The 11,105-nt window shown below is 63.6% G+C and carries 9 protein-coding genes; 4 read left to right on the top strand and 5 right to left on the bottom strand.

Translation table 11 applies throughout. The features are described 5' to 3' along the window. Positions 1-370: 370 nt before the first annotated feature. Complete coding sequence (locus CO671_RS32470; protein WP_097609195.1) at positions 371-1,738, bottom strand: aspartate aminotransferase family protein; 1,368 nt, start codon at positions 1,736-1,738, stop codon at positions 371-373. 439 nt (positions 1,739-2,177) lie between these two features. Between CO671_RS32470 and CO671_RS32485 the strand changes: the two genes are divergently transcribed. Then, complete coding sequence (locus tag CO671_RS32485; protein ID WP_097609198.1) at positions 2,178-3,527, top strand: glutamine synthetase family protein; 1,350 nt, start codon at positions 2,178-2,180, stop codon at positions 3,525-3,527. Between the two features lie 18 nt (positions 3,528-3,545). Here the strand turns inward: CO671_RS32485 and CO671_RS32490 are convergent, their stop codons facing one another. Further along, a complete protein-coding gene (locus CO671_RS32490; RefSeq protein WP_097609200.1) occupies positions 3,546-4,490 on the bottom strand; it encodes a diacylglycerol kinase family protein in 945 nt (314 codons plus the stop codon). A 292-nt stretch (positions 4,491-4,782) separates the two neighbouring features. On the opposite strand from CO671_RS32490, the gene CO671_RS32495 reads away from it, so the two are divergent. Together CO671_RS32495 and mgtE are read left to right on the top strand one after the other, a co-directional pair. Next, on the top strand, positions 4,783-6,012 hold the full coding sequence (locus tag CO671_RS32495) for an MFS transporter (RefSeq protein ID WP_097609203.1): 1,230 nt from the start codon (positions 4,783-4,785) through the stop codon (positions 6,010-6,012). A gap of 264 nt (positions 6,013-6,276) precedes the next feature. Continuing rightward, positions 6,277-7,650: a magnesium transporter gene (gene mgtE, locus CO671_RS32500; protein ID WP_097609205.1), complete on the top strand. Its 1,374-nt coding sequence runs from the start codon at positions 6,277-6,279 to the stop codon at positions 7,648-7,650. Between the two features lie 175 nt (positions 7,651-7,825). Here the strand turns inward: mgtE and CO671_RS32505 are convergent, their stop codons facing one another. Next, entirely contained in the window at positions 7,826-8,299 is a 474-nt protein-coding gene (locus tag CO671_RS32505) for an Lrp/AsnC family transcriptional regulator (protein WP_097609213.1), read from the bottom strand. Positions 8,300-8,444: 145 nt separating this feature from the next. Here CO671_RS32505 and CO671_RS32510 point away from each other — a divergent pair, with 145 nt between their 5' ends. After that, the gene (locus tag CO671_RS32510) at positions 8,445-9,350 is read left to right on the top strand and encodes a DMT family transporter (protein WP_097609208.1); all 906 of its coding nucleotides are present in this window, start codon (positions 8,445-8,447) and stop codon (positions 9,348-9,350) included. A gap of 81 nt (positions 9,351-9,431) precedes the next feature. Here CO671_RS32510 and CO671_RS32515 read toward each other — a convergent pair whose 3' ends face one another. After that, positions 9,432-10,046, bottom strand: a complete 615-nt coding sequence (locus CO671_RS32515; RefSeq protein ID WP_097609210.1) for a L,D-transpeptidase — start codon at positions 10,044-10,046, stop codon at positions 9,432-9,434. 134 nt (positions 10,047-10,180) lie between these two features. After that, positions 10,181-11,105, bottom strand: a 925-nt coding sequence (locus CO671_RS32520; protein WP_141514513.1) for an electron transfer flavoprotein-ubiquinone oxidoreductase, incomplete at its 5' end; no start/stop codon positions are given.

Consider the following 11,105-nt stretch of genomic DNA (forward strand, 5'->3'; position numbering starts at 1 on the left):
TTCTCTCTCAGGATCGACTCTGGACCCCAAATCCACCTTGACAACCAACACAGATTCTCATCCGGCTGCAGCCGTCGACGCAAACCGGACAGCAGTGCCTCGAGCCGAGCATCCACACCGCATCCATCAGCAGCAGCCGCATGGATCCCAGGCTCAAAGGCCTGGGATGACGGAGAGTGTGGTTGGCGTTCTCGCCAAACTCGCCGCCCGCGTACAGAGACACACTACAACCGGTGCTTCATTGGGCCAGCCTTACCACGTCCGCCTCACCTGTATTTCAGCACCAATGGTGCGATACGCCCGGAAGTGCGGGCATTGCGAGCGCCTGCTTATCGCCGCATCCGCAATGGACCCAGCCGGCTGAGCGACATCAGGATCTCAGCTCTTTCCAGGCCGCATCCAGCGCCAGCTTGGTAATCCTGGCCATCTCGTCCACCTCCGCGTGGCTGATGACGAGTGGCGGCGAGGCCAGCATGCGGTCGCCGGTGGCGCGCAGCACGAGGCCGTTCGCCAGTGCGTGGTTGCGCACCAGCGCACCGACCTGATCGGGCTTGTCATAACGCGTGCGCGTGCTCTTCTCCGCGGCCAGCTGCAGGCCGCCCATCAGGCCGATGCTAACGGCCTCGCCGACCAGGTCATGGTTCGCGAGCGCTGCCCAGGCGCTGCCGAAATAGGGGCCGATATCGTCGCGCACGCGTTCGACCAGCCCTTCCGCCTCGATGATGCGGAGGTTATCGAGGGCGGCGGCCGCACAGACCGGGTGGCCGGAATAGGTGAAGCCGTGGTTGAACTCGCCGACCTCGTTGATCAGCACGTCGGCAATCCTATCGCTGACGAGCACGCCGCCGATCGGCAGGTAGCCGGAGGAAAGCCCCTTGGCGATCGGCGCAAGATCCGGCTCGACGCCGAAATGCTGGTGGCCGAACCAGGCGCCCAGCCGGCCGAAACCGCAGATCACCTCGTCGGTCACCAGCAGGATATTGCGCGCCTTGCAGATGCGGTCGATCTCCGGCCAATAGGTTTCCGGCGGGATGATGACGCCGGCAGCCCCCTGCACCGGCTCGGCGACGAAGGCGGCGACGTTTTCCTCGCCCAGTTCATCGATCTTCGCGTCGAGTTCGCGGGCGACCTTCAGCCCGAATTCATCAGGCGAGAGATCGCCGCCATCGCCGTACCAATAGGGCTGGCCGATATGGACGATTCCAGGGATCGGCAGGTCGCCCTGCTCGTGCATGTATTTCATGCCGCCGAGACTGGCGCCGGCGACGGTCGACCCGTGATAGCCGTTCTTTCTGGCGATGACGATCTTCTTCGACGGCTTGCCGACGGCGCTCCAATAGACGCGAGCCATGCGGAACCAGGTGTCGTTCGCCTCCGAACCGGAGCCGGTGAAGAAGATATGGTTGAAACGCGCGCCGGCGTGCGACGTCACCTTCTGCGCCAGCAGCGCCGTCGGCGTCGAGGTCGTGCCGAAGAAGGTGTTGTAATAGGGCAGCTCGTTCATTTGCCTTGCGACGGCCTCAGCGATCTCGCGGCGGCCATAGCCGATATTGACGCACCAGAGGCCGGCGAAGCCATCGAGATATTTCCGGCCGCGATCATCGAAGATGTAAACGCCCTCGCCGCGCTGGATGACGCGGGCGCCATCGGCATTCAGCTTCTTCATGTCGGCGAAGGGGTGCAGATGATGGGCTGCGTCGATCGCGGCAAGGTTCGAGGGCGGGTAAGTATCGGGCATGGCTAGAGCCTTTCCTGGTTAGATTGAAGCATTCTGTTGGCTCAAACGGAGTCGGATGGTCGACCGGCCGGCGCGCGTCGTAGCCCGGCTCTACGGCCAAGCCGGCCGGTCGATCAGCCGGCCCGTTTCAGCCAACCCTCCTGCAGATTTGCCTGGCAAATCTGCAAGACTTGGGAAGCGCCGGACGCACTTATCGCTTCGCCATGGCGAAGCGGTGCGGCCGGTGGGCCGGGCATGTTTCCGCCAGGATCAGAGGCGATCGGCTCGGACGTACCTTGGGGTATGCCCGTCGCCAATCGCCTCTGATCCTGACGAAAACCTGCTCCGGCAGAATGCTTCAATCTAACCAGGAAAGGCTCTAGTGAAAGACCCTCGCGGATTGAAAGGCTGCTATCGATGGGATAGGAGCTTGGCCTTGTCCCGGAGGATTTTCAAGGTCATGGCGAGCGACAGGATGGACGGCAAGACCGGTGGCGACCCGCGTTTCGAGATCCTGATCGTCGGCATGAACGGCGAGCTGCGCGGCAAGCAGCTTCCATCAGGCGCCGAAGGCAAGGTCTGGGGCGGCGAGATCCGCCTGCCGACGTCGACGCAGTCGCTCGATATCTGGGGTGACGACAATGACGACATTACCGGCCTGTCGCTGACGATCGGCGATCCCGACGGCATGGCCGTCGCCGACCGGCGCAGCCTTGCGCCGATGCCCTGGGCGCCGGAGGGCTCGATGCAGGTGCTCGCCACCATGCATGAATTCGACGGCAGCCCGAGCTTCATGGATCCGCGCGCCATCCTCGCCTCGGTGGTCGAGCGCTATCGCAGCCGCGGGCTGACGCCTGTCGTCGCCACCGAGCTGGAATTCTACGTGATGTCAGCGGACTGGCGCGAAACCGGGCGTCCCTCCCCGCCCGAAAGCCTTACCTATCGCGGCGAACCGAACGGCTTTCAGCTCTACGACATGAGCGCCGTCGATGCGCTCGAGGACTATCTGCAGACACTCAAGGCTTACGCCAAGGCGCAGGGACTGCCGGCGGATGCGACGACGGCGGAATTCGGCCCGGGCCAGTTCGAGGTCAATCTCATGCATCGCGCCAATGCGCTGGCCGCCGCCGACGATTGCCTCTATCTCAAGCGCATCGCTGAACAGGCGGCGCGCCGCCACGGGCTCAAATCGACCTGCATGGCCAAGCCCTATTCCGAGCATGCCGGTTCCGGTCTGCATGTGCATGCCAGCGTCCTCGACAGCCAGGGCCGCAACATCCTCGATGCCAAGGGCGGCGAGCCGAAGCTGTTGAAATCGGTCACGGCAGGTCTGCTCGACAGCATGCGCGCGGCGCAGCTGATCTTCGCGCCCTTCGCCAATTCCTACCGCCGCTTCCAGCCGGGCTCGTTCGCACCGGTCGATCTGACCTGGGGCAGCGGCCATCGCGGCACAGCGATCCGCATCCCTGACAAGGACGGGCCGGCCGCGCGTATCGAGCACCGGGTCGCCGGCGCCGATGCCAATCCCTATCTGCTGCTCGCGGCAATCCTCGGCGGCATGCTGAATGGGCTCGACCGGGAACTCGACCCCGGCGAGGAGACAACGCCTTCATACACGCCCGCGAATACGGCGCGGCTGACACATGATTTCCTCAGCGCGGTCGAGACGTTCCGCATCTCGCCCTTTATCGCCGACATCTTCGGCACACGCTACCAGGCACTCTACGGCCACACCAAGCGCAAGGAAGCGCTGGCGTATCTCAGCACCGTGTCGGATTTCGACTACCGCACCTATCTGCCGCGGCTCTGAGCTTATGCCGCAGCCGACTTACGCAGCCGGCTCGCGGCGTTCGTCCTCATTCACCTGAGCGGCCAGCCCCTGCTTGACGAGGACTTTCAGTTCCCCCGGATGCAGCCGGATCGAGACGTCGCGTGCGAGCGGCAGCAGCTCGCCGTCCATGACGCAATTGGCCTTGGAGCGCAGTTTCGGGAAGTGCAGGTGCACTTCGGCCGGGTGCATGACCATGACGTCGGCATTCTCGCGGACCTTGCCGCGCAGCATGTCGATGGCAAGGCGGGCGACACCGAGGGGCTTCAACGGATTTGCCGTATAGAAGCCGAGTTCGCCGCTTCTGAGATTATCGGCGTAGAGCAGCGCGTTCTCGCCGAATGGATTGTTGGAGACCGAGACCGCGGACACCCAGCGGCGCTCGCGCATCCCGCCCGCCTCGAACTCGACCTCGAACTCGGGCGGATTGAAGATCACTCCGAGAGCGGCCTTTGTGCTCGCCCGGATCTTGCCCAGCCTGGAACGATAGCTGTAGGCGTTGCGGTAGCGCACCATGCGGGCATGCAGGCCGGCGGAAAACTGGTGGATGAACGGCCGGCCATTGGCGCTGGCAATATCGACATTGTCGATCTCGCCGGTCGCAAGCACATCGAGGGCCTGCCAGATATCGAGCGGCACGCGCAGCGAGCGGGCAAAGAGGTTCATCGTGCCGGCCGGAACGACGCCGAGGGCAATGCCGTTTTTCCAGGCGATCGATGCCGCCGCCGAAATCGTGCCGTCGCCGCCGCCGGCGACGATACCATCAATATCGTCGCGCTTGGCGGCCCGCTCCATGGCGGGAATGATCTCCTTGCCGGAGAAAACGATGGCTTCGAAATCATGTCCCGCTTCGCGGAAAGCTGCCTCCGCCCTCTTCTCGTAGGCCAGCATATCGGTGGTCCTGAAGGTGCCCCCGTCGCGATTGAAAAAGCCTACAAGCTTCATGAGGCCTCCCTTCTCTGGCGCGGAACTGCTCCTGCCTTGCTCCTGAGATGGTTGCGGTATCGGCGATTTCAAGCGCCGCCGCTTTTCCTCAGAAGAGCCAGAAATGCAAAAATTGCAATAGACATATGCACATAACAGGACGCTGCACTGCAAAAAATGCACTCGACGCCGGCAGGGACCTCACGGATAGATAGAGGTTCCCAATACCTCTCCACGTCCTGCCATTCCAAACGATCGGCCCGCCTCCGCGCCAGGGCCTTTGCCAAGCAGAGAACCGCCTCAAGGAGCTCTCGTGAGCCAGATCGCGATCAATGAACCCGTCGAAATCCAGCCGGATGCCGAGCTGCCGTCGGCGACGACCGTAGCCTTGGTTCAACTGGCGCTTGCCTGCGGCGGGTTCGCCATCGGCACCGGCGAATTCGCCATCATGGGACTGCTGCCCAATGTCGCCGAAACCTTCTCGGTGACGACGCCGCAGGCCGGCTATGTCATCAGCGCCTATGCGCTCGGCGTCGTCATCGGCGCACCGGTCATCGCCGTGCTCGCCGCCAAGATGGCGCGTCGCACGCTGCTGTTGACGCTGATGCTGGTCTTTGCCGCCGGCAACATTCTCAGCGCCGTCGCCCCGACCTTCGAGACCTTCACTCTGCTGCGTTTCGTCAGCGGCCTGCCGCATGGCGCCTATTTCGGCGTTGCGGCCCTGGTCGCCGCCTCGATGGTGCCGGTACATCGGCGGGCACGCGCGGTCGGGCGCGTCATGCTCGGATTGACGGTGGCCACCCTTCTCGGCACGCCGGCAACAACGCTCTTCGGCCAATCGCTCGACTGGCAGGTGGCATTTCTGACGGTCGGCGTCGTCGGCCTGCTGACGGTGGCGCTGATCTGGTTCCACGTTCCCAAGGACAGGGTTTCCGAAGGAGCGAGCTTCCTGCGCGAGCTTGGCGCCTTCCGCCGGCCGCAAGTCTGGCTGACGCTCGGAATCGCCGCCGTCGGCTATGGCGGCATGTTCGCCATGTTCAGCTATATCGCCTCGACCACAACCGAGGTGGCGATGCTGCCGGAAACTGCGGTTCCGATCATGCTGGTGCTGTTCGGCGTCGGCATGAACGCCGGCAATTTCATCGGCTCGTGGCTGGCCGACAAGTCGCTGCTCGGCACGATCGGCGGATCGCTCGTCTATAATATCGTCGTGCTGACCACCTTCTCGCTGACCGCCGCCAACCCCTACATGCTCGGCCTCTCGGTCTTCCTCGTCGGCTGCGGTTTCGCCGCCGGCCCGGCGCTGCAGACCCGGCTGATGGATGTCGCCGCCGATGCGCAGACGCTTGCCGCTGCCTCCAATCATTCCGCTTTCAACATCGCCAATGCGCTTGGCGCCTGGCTGGGTGGTCTCGTCATCGCCTGGGGCTACGGTTTTGCGGCAACCGGTTACGTCGGCGCCGCGCTCTCCTTCCTCGGCCTCTTCGTCTTTGCCGCGTCGTTCCGGCTGGAACGTCGCGGTCGGAGTCCGCAGGCCGTCTGAGCCATGAGTATGCGCACCCGCCCGGGGGGTGCGACATTCTGGCGTTAAGCATTTCCCCCGCTTGACTTATTCCGCGTTCGGGACCACCTAGCATGACACGTGGATGACACCTGTCTTCCACGGATTTCAACGGAGCCATCACTCAGATGCCAAGCGACAGTAGCAGTCGATTGCCTTTGCCGTACGCGGCCCTCGTGCGCTGACCGACTCCTGTCGGCTCGCCCGTCGGGACGCTACGGCGGATCGACGGAAAGGCGAGCCTCAATGAATATCAATCGCTTCCCACTTCGGGCAGGCCATGCCGCCCGTGCCTTCATCAACAACAGCCGCGGTGCAACGATCGCCGAGCGCGTCGACGCGTTGAACGCACTCACCGTCCAGGATGCCGGCCGCGTGCTGACCGGCATGCCGCTGGACTATGCCGTCAACATCCTCGACCGGCCGGAGCTGCGCAACGCGGCACAGATCCTGGCGCTGTTGAGCGCCGAGGATGCCGCACGGCTGCTGCACGGCATGTCCAACGACCGCGTCGCCGACGTGCTGCTCGAACTTGACGCCGAGACCCGCGCCCGGCTGTTCGCCAGCCTCGACGAGCCGGTGCGCATCGCCATCCAGCACCTGATGGGCTATCCGCCGCGCACCGCCGGCGGCATCATGACGACGGAGTTCGTCAGCGTGCCTGACAGCTGGACCGTTGGCCAGACGCTCGACCATGTGCGCCAGGTCGAACGTTCGCGCGAGACCGTCTACGCCATCTATGTGCTCGACGAGGCAAGCCATGCGCTCATGCATGTGGTGACGCTGCGCCGCCTGATCACCGGCGAGCCCGATGCGTCCATTCTGACGGTATCGCAGAAGGGCGTTCCGGTTGCAGCCGATCCGCTGATGAAGCAGGAGGACGTCGCCCGCCTGATCCGCAAGCACGATCTGCTCGCTTTGCCGGTGACCGACGACCATGGGCAGATGCTCGGCATCGTCACCGTCGACGACGTGATCGACACGATGATCGCCGATACGACGGAAGCGGCCCAGAAGTTCGGCGGCATGGAGGCGCTCGGCCAGCCCTATATGAAGATCGGCTTCGCCGGCATGATCCGCAAACGCGCCGGCTGGCTCGCCGCGCTCTTCCTCGGCGAGATGCTGACGGCAAGCGCCATGCAGCATTTCGAAGGCGAGCTGGAAAAGGCCGTGGTGCTGACCCTGTTCATCCCGCTGATCATGAGCTCGGGCGGCAATTCCGGTTCGCAGGCGACGTCGCTGATCATTCGGGCGCTGGCGCTCGGCGAGCTGAAGCTTTCGGACTGGTGGAAGGTGCTGTTCCGCGAACTGCCGACCGGCATCGTGCTCGGCGCGATCCTCGGCCTCGTCGGCTTCATCCGCATCGTCTTCTGGCAGACGGCCGGGCTTTATGATTACGGCCCGCACTGGCAGATGGTGGCCATCACGGTGTTTGCCGCCCTGATCGGGATCGTCACCTTCGGCTCGATCTGCGGTTCGATGCTGCCCTTCGTGCTGCAGAAGCTGCGGCTCGATCCGGCCAGCGCCTCGGCCCCCTTCGTCGCCACGCTGGTCGACGTCACCGGGCTCGTCATCTACTTCTCGGTGGCGCTGCTCATCCTCAGCGGGACGCTGCTGTAGCACCCAAGACCCCTCCCCAACCCCTCCCCACAAGGGGGAGGGGCTTAAACTGCCGCACCAGCATCCCAAATATTGACCCTGGATGGGGAGCGAGACGGTGCCCCAGCTGAGTCCCTCCCCCTTGTGGGGAGGGGTTGGGGAGGGGTTTTTATTAGCGAGAAAAACTATTGGGAAATCATTTCCCCTCGGGCAGCTTCAGCGGCCCATGCGTCTTGATGCTGCGGATGGCGAAGTTCGAGCGGATGTCGCTGACATTCGGCAGGGTCAGCAGCGTCTCGGTCAGCAGCCGTTCATAGGCGGCGAGATCCTCCACCACCACTTCGGCGAGGAAATCGGCCGTTCCCGAGATCAGGAAGCAGGAGACGATCTCGGGGATGGCGAGCAGCGCCTTCTGCTGCGCCTCGGAATTCTCGCGGCTGTGGTGGACGACCTTGAATTCGACAAAGACCGTCAGGCCGAGACCGACTACCTTGCGGTCGATATCGGCGGTGTAACCGCGGATGATGCCGGAGCGTTCGAGATTGCGGATGCGGCGCAGGCAGGGCGACGGGGAAAGATTGACCTTCTCGGCGATCTCGACATTGGTGGCCCGCGCATCCTCCTGCAGGCATTTCAGGATGGCGATATCGAATTTATCGAGATTTGGCATTTTCATAATATCCATCGGCATCATTTGGCAGAAGATTGCGTATAGCACGAATTTCCAGCCACAGATAGCAAGGACATGCCCCGGCATCTGGCGCTAATCTTTCCTTCAACCGGACAGGATCCGGACGGAGGAAAGGATTAGGACGATGAGCACGATCGCATTTTCAAACGACAAATCGCCTTCGCAGTCCCTCGGTTATGCCGCCGGCACGATTACCGTGCTGATCTGGGCGACCTGGTTTCTGGCGACCCGCCACAGCGCCGCGACCTCGCTCGGCCCAATCGATATCGGCCTCATCCGCTTCGGCATTCCGGCGCTCGTGCTTTCGCCCGTCTGGCTTCGGATCGGCCTGCTGCCGAAGGGGCTGCCGCTACATGTGCTGGCGATCATGGTCGCCGGCTGCGGCGCAATCTTCTTCCTGGTGACGACCCTGGCCATTCACTCCACGCCGGCCGCCTCTTCGGGCATCCTGCTCGGCGGCTCGATGCCGCTTGCCACGGCATTGATCGGCATTCTGCTGTTTCGGGAGCGGCCCGATGTCACGCGCATCGCCGGGCTGCTGGCGATCGTCGGCGGTGTTCTCATCCTGCTTGCCCGCAGCCTTGGCGATGCCTCCCTGCCCTGGACGAGCTTTGTCCTGCTGCCGGCCGGCGCCGTACTCTGGGCAAGCTATACGCATGCCTTCCGCCGCTCTGGCCTGACCGCCATTCAGGCCAGCGCGCTGATTGCCGTCTGGTCTTTCCTGATCATGGCTGTGCTGGCCCTCGTCTTCGGCATCTCGCTGCCGCAAGCGCCGCTTCCCGAAATTGGCCTGCAGGTGCTGAGCCAGGGCATTCTTTCCGGTCTCGTCGCCATGGTCGCCTATGGCACGGCCGTCCGCACCCTCGGCGGAACGCAGGCCGCCGCCTTCACGGCGCTGACGCCGGTTCTGGCGACGCTCGGGGGCGGCTTCCTGCTCGGCGAAACGGTCGGCACAGCCGAAATCAGCGCCGCCATCATCACCGGCATCGGCGTGGCGCTCTCGACGGGGATTGCCGCACGCCGCCGCTGAACGCGCCAACATCGGCGCCAAGCCAAAAGCCGCCGGCAGCCAGGGCTGCGGCGGCTTTTTTGATGGGTCCGCTTTAGCCGCTCAGGCCTGGATGACGACAACCCTGGCGCCGACTTCGACGCGGCTATAGAGGTCGATCACGTCATGGTTCATCATGCGGATACAGCCGCTCGACATGGCCAGCCCGATCGATTCCGGCTGGTTGGTGCCATGGATGCGGAAATGGGTATCGTTGCCGCCGCGATAGAGATACATCGCCCGCGCGCCGAGCGGATTGTTCGGACCGCCCTGCATGCCGCCGGCAAGCCTGCGATAGCGCTCCTCACGGCGCTGCATGTTTTCGGTGGGAGTCCAGCTCGGCCATTCCGCCTTGCGCCCGATATAGGCACCCCCGGCAAATGCCAGCCCCTCGCGACCGACACCGACGCCGTAGCGCATCGCCCGGCCGTTCCCAAGCACATAATAGGCGCGACGCGCCGGCGTATCGACGACGATCGTGCCCGCCGCATGCGCGGTTTCGTAGGCGACTTCCTGACGGCGAAGCTCGGGCTTGATCTTGTCGATCGGCACCTGCTTCAGCGGAAACTTTTCATCGGGAAGCGCTGCATAATTCGTCTGACTGTTCAAGCCGGTCGAAGAGCAGCCGGCCACAACAAGAGGCAGAGCAATCAGAAAGCCCCGGCGGGAGATCGTCATGAATGTGTCCTTAGTGCGTCAAGAAGATGTCGCAACCTAAGGAATTTATGGTTAACGAATGGCTAAGACCGGCCGCCAACGGCCGATCACGAAGGCGTCAGCACGTGAAATTGTCGGCGCGATACCGATCCGCCTCACATATTCGGATAGACCGGCCCCTCGCCGCCCTGCGGCGGCACCCAGTTGATGTTCTGGTTCGGATCCTTGATGTCGCAGGTCTTGCAGTGCACGCAGTTCTGGGCGTTGATGACGAAGGTCTTGTCACCGTCCTTCTCCACCCATTCATAGACGCCGGCCGGACAGTAGCGGGTCGACGGGCCGGCATAGATGCCGAGCTCGGAGCTCTTCTGCAGCGCCATGTCCTTGACCTGCAGATGCACCGGCTGGTCTTCCTCGTGATTGGTGTTCGACAGGAACACCGAGGACAGGCGGTCGAAGGTCAGCACACCATCCGGCTTCGGATAGGCGATCGGCTTGTGCTGCGTCGCCGGCTCCAGGCTTTCCGCATCGGTCTTGCCGTGTTTGAGCGTGCCGAAGAAGGAAAAGCCGAACAGCGTATTGGTCCACATGTCGAGGCCGCCGAGCGCCACGCCGAGGGCGGTGCCGAACTTCGACCATAGCGGCTTGACGTTCCTGACCCGCTTCAGGTCCTTGCCGATGTCGCCCTGGCGCCAGTCGGTCTCGATCTCGACGACCTCGTCATGGCTGCGGCCTGAGACAATCGCCGCCGCCAGCTTCTCGGCCGCCAGCATGCCCGACAGCACCGCATTGTGGCTGCCCTTGATGCGCGGCACGTTGACGAGACCGGCCGAACAGCCGATCAGCGCCCCGCCGGGGAAGGACAGCTTCGGCACCGACTGATAACCGCCCTCGGTGATGGCGCGCGCCCCATAGGACAGCCGCTTGCCACCCTCGAAAGTGCCGCGGATCGCCGGATGGGTCTTGAAGCGCTGGAATTCCTCAAACGGGTAGAGATAGGGGTTCTTGTAATTGAGGTGGACGACGAAGCCGACCGCCACCAGATTGTCCTCCAGGTGATAGAGGAAGGAGCCGCCGCCG

This window comes from Rhizobium sp. M10 (genome assembly GCF_002531955.1).
GTDB classification, from domain to species: domain Bacteria; phylum Pseudomonadota; class Alphaproteobacteria; order Rhizobiales; family Rhizobiaceae; genus Rhizobium; species Rhizobium etli_C.